This window comes from Kitasatospora sp. NPDC059747 (assembly GCF_042732955.1).
Taxonomy (GTDB): Bacteria; Actinomycetota; Actinomycetes; order Streptomycetales; family Streptomycetaceae; genus Kitasatospora.
Genome location: NZ_JBHWGV010000009.1, coordinates 97,415 through 111,714 on the forward strand (window position 1 = coordinate 97,415; position 14,300 = coordinate 111,714).

Here is a 14,300-nt window from a genome sequence, read left to right on the forward strand (position 1 = left end):
GGGGGGGGTGGGGGGGGGGGTGGGTGTGGGGGGGGGGGGGGGGTTTGTGGGGGGGGGGGGGGGGGGGGCGGGGGGCGCCCCCCCGCGGGGGGGGGGGGGGGGGCCCCCCCAGGGGGTCTCAGGCCGCGGGCGGCCGGGTGGGCTGCGACTGGGTGGCGCAGTGGATCCCGCCGCCGCCGGCGGCGATGGCGTCGATGTTCAGCTGCACGACGTCGCGGCCGGGGAACGCGGCCTGGAGGATCGCGTAGGCGGTCGCGTCGGCGTAGGAGTCGCCGAACTGGGGCACGAACACGGCCCCGTTGGCGGTGTAGAAGTTGGTGTAGCTGGAGAGGAAGTCCTTCCCGGTGCCGCGGATCAGGCTGCGGTCAGGGCCGGGGAGTTCGGTGACGGTCAGCGCGCGGCCCTGGGCGTCGGTGGCGCTCTGCAGCACCTGCTTGGCCTGCTGGTAGACGTCGATCCAGATCCGGTCCGTACCCGGTCCCGGCTTGTCGAGGATCACCTGGCCGGGCGCGGTGAAGCGGGCCATGCAGTCGACGTGGTCGTCGGTGATGTCCTGGCCGGCCAGGCCGGCGAGCCAGATCACCTTGTCCAGTCCGAGCGAGGACTTCAGTCCCTGCTCGACCTGGTCCTGGCTCATGCCGGGGTTGCGGTTGGGGTTGACCAGCGAACTGACGGTGGCCAGCAGGGTGCCCTGGCCGTCCGTCTCCAGCGCGCCGCCCTCGCCGACGAAGGGCGCGCGGACGCGGTCGACGCCGTACTCGGCGAGCAGGGCGGCGGCGACGGCGGCGTCCTCCGTCCAGCGCTGGTAGTAGGACGTGCCCGTCTTGCCCCATCCGTTGAAATTGGTGTCGACGCCGGCGACGGCCCCGGGCGCGACGACGAAGGTGGGGCCGAAGTCGCGGATCCAGAGGTCGTCGTTGGCGATCTCCACAACGGTGATGGGGTAGTAGGCGCCGCCGCCGAGCCAGTACCGCGCGTCGGCGGCCTGACCGGGACGGGCGACGACCACGACCGGTTCGTAGCGGGAGATCGCGTAGGCGACGCGGGCGATGCTGTCGCGGACGGCCGAGAGCTGGTTTCCCCAGATCGACGACAGGGCCGGCCAGGCCATGAAGGTGCGGTCGTGCCGGTCGGTCTCCGCGGACATCCGCAGCCTGGGGGTGACGGCGGCGGTGCTGTCGGGGGCGGTACCGGAATCGAAGTCCGCCCCGGCCGCGTGGGCCGCGGCCGGTAGGGCCGCGCCGAGCGCGATGAGGGGCAGGGCCGCCGCGCCGTACTGGAGCAGACGGCGTCTTGAGGGCGTGGGGATGGTCATGCAGCACTCCCTGGAAGAGGTGGGAGGTGTGGGGGTTGCCCCGCATCCTCTACCGCACTGAAAATTCAGTCAACCCTCTGAGCGCACTCGGACCAGGGAACCTGAACAAACGATCAGGATTTCCGGCACGCGGGCCCCGGGGCGGGTAGAGTCACCACTCATGTCGGACCGCCGGACTGGGATACTCGAAGCCGCCACCCGCGTCATCGCCCGGCGCGGCGTACGCGGGCTGCGCATGGGCGAGCTGGCCGCCGAGGCCGGCGTGTCCACCTCGCTGATCTACTACCACTTCACCGACCGGGCCGGTGTCCTCCAGCAGACGCTGGAGTTCATCAGCGACCGCGCCGACCGCTACACCGCGGGCGACGCCGGCGGCCCGGACGCACCGCCGCGCGCCGCGGACCCCCGCACCGATCTGGAGCAGGTCCTCCTCCTGGAGCTCCAGGACACCGTCGACGTGCGGGAGAACAGCATCGCCTGGGGCGAACTGCGGGCCACCGCGGTCTTCGAGCCGGACCTGCGCGAGGAGCTGGCACGCAGCACCCACAGCTGGGTGCACGACGTCGCCGATCTCCTCGCCCGCGCCGACCCGCTCGGCACCGCCCCGGCCCACGCGGCCGCCGCCGAGCGGCTCACCGCCCTCGTCGAGGGGCTCAGCGTGCGCTGGCTGAGCGGCTCGCTGCCGCTCGACCAGGCCCGGCGCCTGCTGCGGGGGGCCGTCGAGGCGGAGCTGGAGCGTTCCCGGCCGTAGCGCGCGTCTTCGGCGGACCCGGATTCGGCCGATCCTGAGGGAACCTCTAAACTCTGCGGCGCCGACCCGCGCTGTCCTTGCCGCCGTCGGGCCGCAGTCCGCCCCGTCCGCCGAGAGAGGCAGCCCGCATGTCCGCTGACCGATCCCCCTTCGCCCTGCCGTCGGCCTTCCAGGAGCTGACCGGCGACGACCCGCGCGAGGTCGGCGGCTACCGGCTGTACGCGCGGCTCGGCGCCGGCGGCATGGGCCGGGTCTACCTCTCGTACACCCCGGGCGGCCGGCCCGTCGCGCTCAAGGTGGTCCGGCCCGAGCTGGCCGAGGACCCGGAGTTCCGGGCCCGGTTCGCCCAGGAGGTCGCCAGCGCGCAGCGCATCCACGGGCTCTACACCGCACAGGTCGTCGACGCGGGCGTGGAGGCCGCCACCCCGTGGCTGGCCACGACGTACGTGCCGGGCCCCTCCCTCCAGCAGGTGGTCCAGCGCTTCGGGCCGCTCCCGGAACGGACCGTCCTGCTGCTCGTGGCCGGCATCGCCGAGGCGCTCCAGGCGATCCACGCCAGCGGCGTCGTCCACCGCGACCTCAAGCCGGGCAACGTCCTGATCGCCCCCGACGGCCCCCGGGTGATCGACTTCGGCATCGCCCGCGCGGCCGACGCCGGCGCCCTCACCGGCACCGGGCTGCGCATCGGCTCGCCCGCCTACATGGCCCCCGAGCAGGCCATGGGCCGCACCGCGACCCCGGCCACCGACGTCCACGCCCTCGGCGCCCTCGCCGTCCACGTGGCCGGCGGCACCCCGCCCTTCGGCGACGGGCCCGACCTCGCCGCGCTGTACCGGACGGTCCACGAGGAACCCGACCTCGGCCGCGTCCCGCCGGGCCTGCGCGAGCTGCTCGGACGCTGCCTCGCCAAGCGGCCCGAGGACCGGCCGACCACCGCCGAGGTGATCGCCGCCGCGCGCAGCCACCCGGCCGTGGGCGGGCACCTCACCTTCGGCGAGGACTGGCTGCCGCACCCGGTCGCCGGGCAGATCACCCGCCACGCCGATCTGCCCCGGGTGCCCGCGGAGGCGCCGACGGCCCTGGTGCCGCGCGCGGGCGTGCACGCGGCCGAGACGGTGCGGGGGCCGGCGACACCGCCGAACCCCACGGCCGTCGCGATGCCCGCGCCCTCGCCCGCACCCGCGCCCGCCCCCGCTCCTGTCGTCACCCCCGAGCCGAGGGGCAGGGCCAGGGCCAAGGGCGGCCGCAAACGCGCGCTCGGACGGACGGCGCTCACGGCCACGGTGGCCCTGGCCGTCGGCGCCGCCGGGATGCTGTACCTGCTCGACGTCCCCGACACGGAGGCGGCACCGGCCGAGCCGCCGGTGGCGGGCGCGCCGTCCACCCCGCCCGCGCCGCTGCCTTCGGTGGCCCCGACCTCCGTCGCCCCGACCCCGGCCCCGACGGGCGCGGCGTCCAGCACCTCGGCCGCACCCACCGGCTACACCGCCGCCTACCGCGGCGTCGAGCTGACCTCGGCGGACTCCGGCTACGAGTTCGACCTCGCCACCGGCACCGTCGTCCCGACCGACAGCGCGACCTGGTACGTCGCCCGCAGCGCCGGCGAGTTCCTCTACCCCGACACCGCCGACTCCTACATCGGGCGGGACTCCGGCCTCGGCCTCGCCGAGTGCCTCAAGGGCCTCGGCAGCCGCCCCGCCGCCCGCGTCCCCTTCGGCGCCCTCGGCCCGCGCGGCGCCTTCTGCCTGCGCTCCGCCGACGGCCAGGACCTCGCCATCGTCCGCGTCCTGTCCACGGCGGGCCCGGACGGCCCGGTCACCGTCTCCCTCGACCGCTACCGCCGCACCGGCTGAGCAACGGCCCGACCGGCCGAGGCGGTTGCCGAGCCGTCACCCGCGCCGGTGCCGGAGCGCTAGCCGACCAGCTTCGCGTACGCGGCGGCGTCGAGGAGGCCGTTCGTGGTGGCGTCCTTCGCCAGCTTGATCCTGAACAGCCAGACGTCGTACGGGTCGGCGTTCACCTCCTCGGGAGTGTCGACGGCATCGGCGTTCACCGCGACGACCTCACCGCTCACCGGGCTGTAGAAGTCCGAGGCGGCCTTGACCGACTCCACGACGCCGATGGCGTCACCCGCCTTGACCTGCTTGCCCACCGGAGGCATCTCCAGGAACACGATGTCCCCGAGCGTCGACTGGGCGTGGTCGGTGATGCCGATCGTCAACGTTCCGTCGGCTTCCGTACGCACCCACTCGTGCTCGTCGGTGTACTTGAGCTCCGCGGGGACGTTGGACATGGCAAGCAACTCCTCTGATACGCAGTGTGATCGACCGGTGGCAGGATGCCACGTCAGCGGTGCGTGCGCGACGACTTCCAGGGAAACCACACCCGAAAGTCGGCCGCGCCCGCACAACCGACGTTTCGGCCGGCAGAAGTCGGCCTCCGGTGCACGCCCCACGAGCAGGCTTGACTGATTTTTCAGTCAGTGCGAGAGTTCGAGCCAGGCGAGGTCGAGAAGCCGCCCCAGCGAGCCGCTTCCCCCGCCGAAGCCGATCCGCCGCCCAGAGCCCCACCGGAGTACACCGTGTCCTTCTCCCCCCTCGCGCGCCGCACGGTGCTGCGCTCCCTCGCCGGCGCGGGTCTGCTCGCCCTCGGCGCCACCGCCTGCGCCTCCACGGGCGACCCGGACGAGCCCGCCGCCCCGTCCTCCGGGGCCGCCGACCAGCCGACCGGCGCGGCTCCCGTCGAGCCGTCGCCCACCGCCCCGGCCGCCGCGCGCGGGCGCCGGCTCGGCGGCGAGTGGGAGAAGCACGAGCGGACGTTCATGGCCTGGCCCGCCTCCGAGAACGTGTGGGGCGAGCAGCTCGGGGGCGTCCGCAAGGACATCGCCGAGGTGGCCAACGCGATCGCCGAGCGCGAGCCGCTGGTCCTGCTCGTGCGCCCCGGCCAGGAGTCCTCCGCCCGCAAGGCCTGCGGGTCGGCCGTCGAACTGCTCTCCGCCCCCGTCGACGACCTGTGGGCCCGCGACACCGTGCCCGTGTTCGTCGAGGAGGGCGGAAAGGTCAAGGGCGTCGACTTCAACTTCAGCGGCTGGGGCGGCAAGCAGGAGCACACCAACGACGCCCGCCTCGCCCGCGCGGTGCTCGACAGGTACGGCATCGAGCGGATCGAGACCCCGATCACCGCCGAGGGCGGCTCCTTCGAGAGCGACGGCCAGGGCACCCTGCTGATCACCGAGAGCTCCGTCGTCAACGACAACCGCAACCCCGGCCGCACCCGCGACCAGGTCGAGGCCGAGCTCAAGCAGGCCCTCGGCATCACCAAGGTGATCTGGCTGGCCGGCGTCAAGGGCAAGGACATCACCGACGCCCACGTCGACTGCCTCGCCCGCTTCGCCGCACCCGGCGTCGTGTTCCTCGACCGGGCCTTCCCCGGCACCCCGCCGGACGTGTGGTCCCGCGCGGCGGACCAGGCGCGTTCCGTCCTCGCCGACGCCACCGACGCCACCGGGAAGAAGCTCAAGGTCATCGAGATCAGCCAGCCCAACCCGGACAGGATCACCGGGCGCGGCGACGCCTTCGTCTCGTCGTACATGAACTTCTACATCGGCGACAAGGGCGTCTACCTGCCGCTCTTCGGCGACCCCAAGGCCGACGACCACGCCCAGGACGTGTTCCGGGACCACTTCCCCGGCCGCGAGATCGTCCCGCTCCAGATCGACACCATCGCCTCCGGGGGCGGCGGCATCCACTGCTCCACCCACGACCAGCCCGCCGGCTGAACCCGGCGCCCCGCCCCCGGCGTAGCCCGGCGCCCCACCCCCACCCACGTGCCCGAGGAGAACGACCCACCGTGCGGCTGACCCCCACCGAACGCGACCGGCTGCTGATCTTCACGGCCGCCGAGCTCGCCCGCGCCCGCCGCGCCCGCGGCCTGCGGCTCAACGTCCCCGAGGCCACCGCGCTCATCGCCGACACCGTCTGCGAGGCGGCCCGGGACGGCCTGCGGCTCGCCGAGGCCGTCGCGCGCGGGCGCTCCGTCCTCGGCCCGGAGGACGTCCTGCCCGGCGTGCCCGACCTCGTCACCGAGATCCACGTCGAGGCGGTGTTCGACGACGGCACCCGGCTGGCCGTCGTCGCCGACCCGTTCGACGGCGCCACCCTCGCCGACGCCGCGCCCGGCGCCGTGCTCCCCGCCGGCGACGCCCCCGGCGACCCCGAGCCGGTGTGCACGGTCTCCGTGCGCAACACCGCCGACGTGCCGGTCTCGGTCACCTCGCACTTCCACTTCTTCGAGGCCAACCCGCGCCTCGACTTCGACCGGGCCGCCGCGTACGGCATGCACCTGGCCGTCCCGGCCGGGTCGTCGGTCCGGTTCGACCCGGGCGCGGTCGTCGAGGCCGGCCTGGTGCCGATCGGCGGCGAGCGCGTCGCGATCGGGTTCGCGGGGCTCGTCGACGGACCGCTCGACTCGCCCCGGGTCCGGCGGGAGGCCCTGCGCCGGGCCGCCGAGCAGGGCTACCTCGGGGTCACCGAGGCCACGGACGACCAGGAGAACGCGCGATGAGCATCGAACCGTCCGAGTACGCCGCCGTGCACGGCCCCCGCGCCGGGGACCGGGTGCGGCTCGGCGACAGCGGCCTCGTCGTCCGGGTGGAGTCGGACTCCCAGCGGCCGGGCGACGAGTTCCTCGTCGGCTTCGGCAAGACCGGGCGCGACGGACTGCACCTCAAGGCCGCCGCCGTCCGCGACACCTGCGACGTCGTCATCAGCAACGTCCTCGTCATCGACGCGGTCCAGGGCATCCGCAAGACCTCGATCGGCATCCGGGAGGGCCGGATCGCCTCGATCGGCCGCGCCGGCAACCCCGACACCCTCGACGGCGTGGACGTCGTAGTCGGCACCGGCACGACGATCGTCTCCGGCGAGGGCCTGATCGCCACCGCCGGGGCGGTCGACACCCACGTGCACCTCATGTCGCCGCGGATCATGGAGGCTTCCCTCGCCTCCGGCGTCACCACGATCATCGGCCAGGAGATCGGGCCGGCGTGGGGCGTCGGCGTCAACTCCCCCTGGGCGCTGCGGCACGCCTTCAACGCGTTCGACGCGTGGCCGGTCAACATCGGTTTCCTGGCGCGGGGTTCGTCCTCCCACCCGGCACCGCTCGTGGAGGCGCTGACCGAGGGCGGCGCCTGCGGGTTCAAGGTGCACGAGGACATGGGCGCCCACACCCGCGCCCTCGACACCGCGCTGCGTGTCGCGGAGGTTCACGACGTCCAAGTGGCGCTGCACACCGATGGTTTGAACGAGTGCCTCTCCGTCGAGGACACCCTCAGCGTGCTGGAGGGCCGCACCATCCACGCCTTCCACATCGAGGGCTGCGGCGGCGGGCACGTCCCCAACGTCCTCAAGATGGCCGGCGTGCCGAACGTCATCGGCTCCTCCACCAACCCGACGCTCCCCTTCGGACGGGACGCGATCGCCGAGCACTACGGCATGATCGTCTCCGTCCACGCCCTCAAGACCGACCTCCCCGGCGACGCCGCCATGGCCCGCGACCGCATCCGCGCCGGCACCATGGGCGCCGAGGATGTCCTGCACGACCTCGGCGCCATCGGCATCACCTCTTCCGACGCCCAGGGTATGGGCCGCGCCGGCGAGACCGTCCGGCGCACCTTCGCCGTCGCGGGGAAGATGAAGGCCGAGCTCGGCCCGATGGCCGGCGACGGCCCGGACGACGACAACGCCCGCGTGCTGCGCTACATCGCGAAGCTCACCATCAACCCGGCCATCGCGCACGGGCTTTCGCACGAGGTCGGCTCGATCGAGGTGGGCAAGCTCGCCGACATCGTGCTGTGGCAGCCGGCGTTCTTCGGCGCGAAGCCGCAGATGGTGCTGAAGGCCGGCTTCCCCGCCTACGGCGTCACCGGCGACCCCAACGCCGCCACCGAGACCTGCCAACCCCTCGTCCTGGGCCCCCTGTTCGGCGCCCACGGCGCCACCCCGGCCGACCTCTCCGTCGCCTTCACCAGCCAGGCCGCCGCCGAATCCGGCACCTTCGACCGCCCCCACGACACCATGACCACCCGCCGCCGCCGGGTCGGAGTCCGCGGCACCCGGGGCATCGGACCGGCCGACCTCATCCACAACACCCGCCTGGGCGCCGTCGATGTCCACCCCCACACGGGCCTGGTCACCCTCGACGGCACCCCTCTCCACTCCAACCCGGCCGAGGAGGTGCCGCTGAGCCGCCTCTACTTCCTCTGAGTCAGCGCATGCACGAGTCAACCACCTGACGCAGCAGCACGGTTGAGGACGAGCCGACGGCGTACCAGGTGTTCTCCGTCTCGTCCTCCGCCGAGGTCCAGGCGGCCACGACCGGCAGTTCGCAGTGGTCGCCGGCCTCCAGCGGGGGGAGGGTCCAGGTCATGCCGTGGTGGTCGGCGAAGTCGACGCCCCACGTGGTGCAGGAGTTCCGGTAGACCTCGCCGATCAGACCCGCCCAGCGACGGGGCGCCGCGTCCGTCGTGGCCGCGGCGTGGCAGATCCCCTCCTCGTCGGGGCCGCCGAGGGTGAGGCGGGTCGTGTCGTCGTCCACCGTGACCGCGGCCAGGCCCTGTCCGCCGTCCCAGCCGGCGTCGGCGCCGTCCGGCAGCCGCGCGGGCATTCCCGCCGAGAACGTCACCCTTCCCGGCGGCGACCCGGCGTCGATCCGCCACACCGCCGCGAGGCAGTCGGTCAGCGGGCCCCACACCTCGGGGTCCAGCTCGGGGTCGTACGGGGTCAGCAGCAGTTCGACGGGCGCCGCGTGGTGCCTCCAGCGCGCGACCGTCCTCCCGCCCGGCAGGGCGAACAGCTCGTCGGGCAGCGGCGGGAGTGCGGTGTCCCCGATCGTCGTCGTGAAGGCCACCGCGCCGAAGGGTGTGTCCATGACGGGCCTGGCGGCGGCCCGCACGCGTGTGCGCGGGACGGTGGGGAGCAGCATCGGCCCAGCGTACCGGCAGGTCCGGGAGGCGCACCCGCCGTGGTCGCCGATCTGTGACAACAACCCTGCCACACCCGGATATTGGGACCGGTACCGTGTGCCTCCGGGCGGGCCGAGGGGAGCGTGGCGCATGCAGTCGCTGGAGGATGACGATCCGCGGCGGGTGGGCGAGTACCGGCTGCTGGGCCGGCTCGGCGCGGGCGGGATGGGGCGGGTGTACCTCGGGCGGTCGGCGCGGGGGCGGACGGTGGCCGTCAAGGTGGTGCGCCCGGAACTGGCCGGGGACCGGGAGTTCCGGGCGCGGTTCCGGCGGGAGGTGGACGCCGCCCGGCGGGTCGGCGGGGAGTGGACGGCACCGGTGCTGGACGCGGACACCGAGGGCGACCGGCCCTGGGTGGCCACCGGGTACGTCGCCGGACCGTCCCTGAGCGCCGCCGTGCGGCAGTTCGGGCCGCTGCCCGGGGCGTCGGTGCGGGCGCTCGGCGCCCGGCTCGCGGAGGCGCTCGCCCACGTGCACGCGCTCGGGCTGGTGCACCGGGACGTCAAACCGTCCAACGTGCTGCTCGCCCCGGACGGCCCGCGCCTGATCGACTTCGGCATCACCCGCGCCCTGGACGCCAACACGAGTCTCACCAGGCCCGGTTACACGGTCGGTTCGCCCGGCTTCATGTCGCCGGAGCAGACCCGGGGGAGCAAGGTCGGGCCGGCGAGTGACGTGTTCTCGCTCGGCGCCGTGCTCGCGTACGCGGCGACGGGTGTGCTCCCGTACGGGGAGGGGGTGGCCCCGGCGGTGCTCTTCCGCGCGGTGTACGAGCAGCCCGATCTCCTGCTGGTGGACGAGACGCTGCGCCGGAACCTCCTCGGCTGCCTCGCCAAGGACCCGGCCGCGCGCCCGTCGCCACAGCTGCTGCGCGCCTGGCTGGACGACGACCGCGAGGCCACCAGGGACCTGGCGACGGGGAGCTGGCTGCCGGCGCCGGTGGCCGCCGCGATCGGACGGGCGGCCGCCCAGCTGCTCGACCTGGAGGCGGACGGGACCGGGACGACCCACGCCGTGCCGCCCCGGCCGACGTCGGCACCTCCCCGGCCGGAGCCGGCGCCCCGCCCGACGCCCACACCGCGCAGGCCGACGGTGCCGCCACCGGGCCCCGCCCCGACCGTGCCCCGCCGCCACCCCACCGCCCCGACGCGCCCCGCCCCCACGAGACCCGCCCCCACGAGACACTGGCGGCACCTCCCGCCCCAGCCCATCCCGGTCTACGGCCCGCCGCGGTACCGGCCCCCGCACCGGCGGCGCGGGTGGCTGGTCCTGGTGCTCGTCGTGCTGGTCGTGCTGCTGATCGCCGCCGCGGGGTACGCGCTGACGCACCGGGAGGCGCAGACGTCCACCTCCGGATCCGCCCCGGTCACCAGCGCGACGGCGCCCGGGGTGCCCGGCGGCGGCGCCGGACGGAACGTCGTGCCGGCCGCCTACCTCGGGACCTGGAGCGGTCAGGCCCTCTACCCGAACAACACTCCGGCCGGCGTCGTCACCCTCACCGTCGGCACGGGCGGCATCGGCGACCGGAGCACGGGATCGCGCCTCGACAACGGAGCCATCCGCTGCGAGGCCGTGTGGACGCTCGTCGAGGTCTCGTCGATCTCGTTGACCTACACCTCGCGGCTGGTGCGGGGCACGCCCGGCGGCGCGTGCACGGGCGGCGACGCGACCGACCGCCGCACGCTCGTCATCGAGCGGGACGGCACGATCCACTACGGAGTCAGCCGGGCGGGCGTCGTGACCCAGATCGCGCTGCTGCGGAAGACCGGCTGACCCCCGGCCCCGGCCCCCGCCCCTGCACCCGCCCCCGCCCCCGCGTTCTCACCCGTGTGCCCGCACCGCCGCCAGGACGTCCAGCCCCAGCGCCGGGTCGGCGTCCTCCGGGAGGCTGACGGACAGCCGGGTGAAGAGGCCCGCGTAGCGGCGGGTGATCTCGCGGGCGACGTCCTCCACCGGGCCGGACACCGCGAAGGCGTCGAAGACCTCGTCGTCGATCATGGCGGCCATCTCCTGCCAGCGCCCGCGCACGGAGAGCGGGTGCAGGCGCTCCTGGAGGTCCTCCCAGCCGTGCTGGGCGAGCACCGGGCGGTAGGCGGGCGTCGACGCGTAGAAGGCGAGCCGCTCGCGGACGGCGGCGCGGTTGGCGGCCAGTTCCTCCTCCGTCCGCCCGGTGGCGGTGAGGACGCTCCCGGCGATCTCGAACGGGCGCGCCGTCCACGCGGCGCCCTCCGCCTCGGCGGCCGTCCGGGCCTCGGTCAGGCCGGGCAGCACCTGTTCGGCCAGGTAGGCGGGGGACGAGAACGGGTGGCCGAGGAAGCCGTCCGCGACGGCGCCGGCCGTGCGGGTCATGAGCGGGCCGACGCCGGCCAGGAGGATCCGGGGCACCCCGCCGGGCACCGGGTCCGGCGAGAAGACCGGGGTCATCGTCGTGTGCGTGTAGAACTCGCCGCGGAAGCGCAGCCGCGCGCCGGTCTGCCAGCTGTCCCAGATCGCGCGCACGGCGTGGACGTACTCGCGCATGCGCGCGGCGGGGCGGTCCCAGGGCATCCCGAAGCGCTTCTCGATGTGCGTCTTGACCTGCGAGCCCAGCCCGATGACGGCACGTCCGCCGGAGGCCGCGTGCAGGCCCCACGCCTGGTAGGCGAGCGTCATCGGGGTGCGGGCGAAGGCGACCGCGATGCCGGTGGCGAGCTCGATGCGCTCGGTCCGGTCGGCGGCGCGGGCGAGCTGGAGGAACGGGTCGTACGCGGTCTCGGCGACGACCAGCCGGTCCATGCCGCGGCGCTCGGCCTGCTCGGCGGCGTCCAGGATGCCCGCCGGGTGCCCGGAGGCGGTGGCGTCGAGGCGGAGGGCGGCGGTCGGGCGGTCCATGGCGGGGCTCCTGGTCACGGGCTTCGGCGGTACGTCGGTGGTACGCCGCCAGCCTGCCATGCCCTCACCTGCCGGGTGGCCCGGCTCCCCGGCTCCCGGGTCGGCCGCGTGCCGGGCCGGGCGCTTGCCCACCCGTACGACCTCGCCGGTCAGGCGCCGCCCTGGAAGGACTCGCCCTCGGGGAATTCGGCCACGGGGAACTCGCCCACGGGGAACTCGGCCAGGTAGGCGTGCAGTGCCGCCGCGCCCGCCAGCAGGGCCAGGCCGCGCGCCGTCAGACGGTCGCGCCACTCGCCCAGCGTCGCCCGGAGGGGCTCCGGCCCACCAGCCGTCCGGACGCGTTCCAGCACCTGCGCGATGCGCTCCAGGCCGTGTCCACCACGGCGCAGCTGGTGGGCCAGCAGGGCGTCGCGCACATCGGCGGGGGCGTACACGCGGTAGCCGGTGCGCGCGTCGCGCCGGGGCACGACCAGGCCCGCGCGCTCCCACGTGCGCAGGGTCGCCGGGCGCAGGCCGAGGCGGTGCGCGAGCGGGCCGATGAACGTGCCGCCGGGTTCGGGGTCGGGGTCGGGTGTCGGTTCGGGGGCGCGTGTCGGATCTGGGCCCGGCGGCGGGACGAGGTCGTGCAGCGCCTCCTCCACCGCGTCCAACGTGGCGCGATCACCGGCCAGTTGCGCATGACCGGCGTCGATCAGCCGCAGCGCCTCGTCGACCTCGCCCGCGTGCACGGCCCGCATGACGGCCCCCGCCGTCGCGTGGCCGTGCCCGGGCAGCAGCGCCAGGAACGCCCTGAGCGCCGCGGCGTGGCGCGGGCCGTAGACGCGGTAGCCGCTCGCCGTGCGCCCGGCCGGCGGCAGGAAACCCGCCTCCTCGTAGTTGCGCACCGCCTGCGTGGACAGGCCATGCTCGCGCGCCAGATCGACGGGTCGCAACGTCACTTTGAGACTTCACTCCCCTCTCACTGCGCAAAACGGCACCAAAGTTTACACCGGGGCTTCAACGATACGGTTGAAGCCATGACCGCATCGATCCGGGACGCGGCCCGTCCCTTCTCGGGCCACGCCCTCACCGCGCTCCTCTCCCCCGCCACCCGCCTCCTCGGCCTCGGCGAGCCCACCCACGGCGTCGAGGCCTTCCCCGAGCTGCGCAACGAGCTGTTCCGCCACCTCGTCGAGCACGAGGGCTACCGCTCGATCGCCGTCGAGAGCGACTGTCTCACCGGTCTCGTCGTCGACGCGTACGTCACCGACGGCGTCGGCACGCTCGACGACGCCGTCGCCCACGGCTTCAGCCACGGCTTCGGCGCCTCGCCCGCCAATCGTGAACTCCTGCGCTGGATGCGCGAGTTCAACCGGCAGCACCCGTACGCTGAGCGGGTCCGCTTCTACGGCTTCGACGGCCCGCTGGAGATCACCGGCGCCGCCTGCCCGCGCCCGTCCCTGCTCGCGCTGCACGACTACGTCGCCGCCCACCTCGACCCGCCGTACGACCGCACGACCCTCGACGCCCTCCTCGGCGACGACGGCCGCTGGACGGACGAGGCCATCATGTACGACCCGGCCAAATCCATCGGCCGCACCCCCGAGGCCCGTGAACTGCGCGTGATCGCCGATGACTTGAGTGCGCTCCTCACCGCACGCGCTCCCCACCTGACGACCGCGACCTCCCCCGACGCGTTCTGGCGCGCCGAGCTGCACGCCCGCACCACCATCGGGCTCCTGCGCTACCACGCCGCCATGGCCGACACCGGCCCCGCCCGCATCGCCATGCTCCTGTCCCGGCGGGACGCGATGATGGCCGACAACCTCGACGCCGTCCTCCGCCGCGAGGAGCACCGCGGCCCGACGCTCGCCTACGCCCACAACGGCCACCTCCAGCGGGAGGAGAGCAGCATGCGCTTCGCCGGCCGGCTCACCCGGTGGTGGAGCGCGGGCGCGATCATCGGCACCCGCCTCGGCGACGGGTACGCCTACGCGGCCACCACCTTCGGCAGCCGCGGCTCCGACGTCCCGCCGGCCGACACGCTCGAAGGGCTCCTGTCGACGCTCCCGCACGACACGTCCGTCCTCGAACCGGCCCAACTCGCGCGATTCGCACCGCACCTGACGCCGCGCGTACCGGCCGACCACACCTACGCCGCCCTCGATCCCGCCACCACCGGCCAGGCCGACGCGATCGTCTTCGTCCGCGACATCCGGTAGTCCCCGGCGGCGGGTCGGTGCCTCCGACGTCCGCGAAGGCTCGATACGGTGGCCGGAGCGGAGGGGGGGGGGGGGCGGCCCCGCGGGGGGGGGGGGCGCGGCCGCCCGCGGCCGCGCACCCCCCCCCCCCCCCCGCCGAGC

At 74.7% G+C, this 14,300-nt stretch carries 12 protein-coding genes; 7 read left to right on the top strand and 5 right to left on the bottom strand.

Going from position 1 to position 14,300, the window contains the following annotated elements:
- Nucleotides 1-118 precede the first annotated feature (118 nt).
- Entirely contained in the window at nt 119-1,315 is a 1,197-nt protein-coding gene (locus ACFV4G_RS06460; RefSeq protein ID WP_380437109.1) for an agmatine deiminase family protein, read from the bottom strand.
- Between the two features lie 160 nt (nt 1,316-1,475).
- Here ACFV4G_RS06460 and ACFV4G_RS06465 point away from each other — a divergent pair, with 160 nt between their 5' ends.
- Together ACFV4G_RS06465 and ACFV4G_RS06470 are read left to right on the top strand one after the other, a co-directional pair.
- The gene (locus tag ACFV4G_RS06465) at nt 1,476-2,066 is read left to right on the top strand and encodes a TetR/AcrR family transcriptional regulator (protein WP_380437111.1); all 591 of its coding nucleotides are present in this window, start codon (nt 1,476-1,478) and stop codon (nt 2,064-2,066) included.
- Nucleotides 2,067-2,194: 128 nt separating this feature from the next.
- Nucleotides 2,195-3,919, top strand: a complete 1,725-nt coding sequence (locus ACFV4G_RS06470) for a protein kinase (protein ID WP_380437113.1) — start codon at nt 2,195-2,197, stop codon at nt 3,917-3,919.
- A gap of 59 nt (nt 3,920-3,978) precedes the next feature.
- On the opposite strand, the gene gcvH is transcribed toward ACFV4G_RS06470, so the two are convergent.
- Nucleotides 3,979-4,359 (bottom strand): glycine cleavage system protein GcvH, encoded by a 381-nt coding sequence (gcvH, locus tag ACFV4G_RS06475; RefSeq protein ID WP_380437115.1) that lies wholly within the window; start codon nt 4,357-4,359, stop codon nt 3,979-3,981.
- A gap of 288 nt (nt 4,360-4,647) precedes the next feature.
- Here gcvH and ACFV4G_RS06480 point away from each other — a divergent pair, with 288 nt between their 5' ends.
- The 3 genes from ACFV4G_RS06480 (at nt 4,648) to ACFV4G_RS06490 (ending at nt 8,329) form a co-directional block, all read left to right on the top strand.
- Nucleotides 4,648-5,844 carry an agmatine/peptidylarginine deiminase gene (locus ACFV4G_RS06480; RefSeq protein ID WP_380437117.1) on the top strand — a complete coding sequence of 399 codons (1,197 nt, stop codon included), beginning with the start codon at nt 4,648-4,650 and terminating at the stop codon, nt 5,842-5,844.
- A 71-nt stretch (nt 5,845-5,915) separates the two neighbouring features.
- On the top strand, nt 5,916-6,629 hold the full coding sequence (gene ureA, locus ACFV4G_RS06485; RefSeq protein WP_380437119.1) for an urease subunit gamma: 714 nt from the start codon (nt 5,916-5,918) through the stop codon (nt 6,627-6,629).
- Nucleotides 6,626-8,329, top strand: a complete 1,704-nt coding sequence (locus ACFV4G_RS06490; RefSeq protein WP_380437121.1) for an urease subunit alpha — start codon at nt 6,626-6,628, stop codon at nt 8,327-8,329. Before ureA ends, ACFV4G_RS06490 begins: the two co-directional genes overlap by 4 nt.
- 1 nt (nt 8,330) lies before the next feature.
- Here ACFV4G_RS06490 and ACFV4G_RS06495 read toward each other — a convergent pair whose 3' ends face one another.
- On the bottom strand, nt 8,331-9,047 hold the full coding sequence (locus ACFV4G_RS06495; RefSeq protein WP_380437123.1) for a hypothetical protein: 717 nt from the start codon (nt 9,045-9,047) through the stop codon (nt 8,331-8,333).
- Nucleotides 9,048-9,177: 130 nt separating this feature from the next.
- Between ACFV4G_RS06495 and ACFV4G_RS06500 the strand changes: the two genes are divergently transcribed.
- The gene (locus ACFV4G_RS06500; RefSeq protein ID WP_380437125.1) at nt 9,178-10,860 is read left to right on the top strand and encodes a serine/threonine-protein kinase; all 1,683 of its coding nucleotides are present in this window, start codon (nt 9,178-9,180) and stop codon (nt 10,858-10,860) included.
- Nucleotides 10,861-10,908: 48 nt separating this feature from the next.
- Here ACFV4G_RS06500 and ACFV4G_RS06505 read toward each other — a convergent pair whose 3' ends face one another.
- Both ACFV4G_RS06505 and ACFV4G_RS06510 read right to left on the bottom strand, forming a co-directional pair.
- Nucleotides 10,909-11,958, bottom strand: a complete 1,050-nt coding sequence (locus ACFV4G_RS06505) for a TIGR03617 family F420-dependent LLM class oxidoreductase (protein WP_380437126.1) — start codon at nt 11,956-11,958, stop codon at nt 10,909-10,911.
- Nucleotides 11,959-12,107: 149 nt separating this feature from the next.
- Nucleotides 12,108-12,896, bottom strand: coding sequence for a MerR family transcriptional regulator (locus tag ACFV4G_RS06510; protein WP_380437128.1), 789 nt, complete (start codon nt 12,894-12,896; stop codon nt 12,108-12,110).
- Nucleotides 12,897-12,974: 78 nt separating this feature from the next.
- Here ACFV4G_RS06510 and ACFV4G_RS06515 point away from each other — a divergent pair, with 78 nt between their 5' ends.
- Nucleotides 12,975-14,159, top strand: a complete 1,185-nt coding sequence (locus ACFV4G_RS06515; RefSeq protein WP_380437130.1) for an erythromycin esterase family protein — start codon at nt 12,975-12,977, stop codon at nt 14,157-14,159.
- Nucleotides 14,160-14,300: the final 141 nt, after the last annotated feature.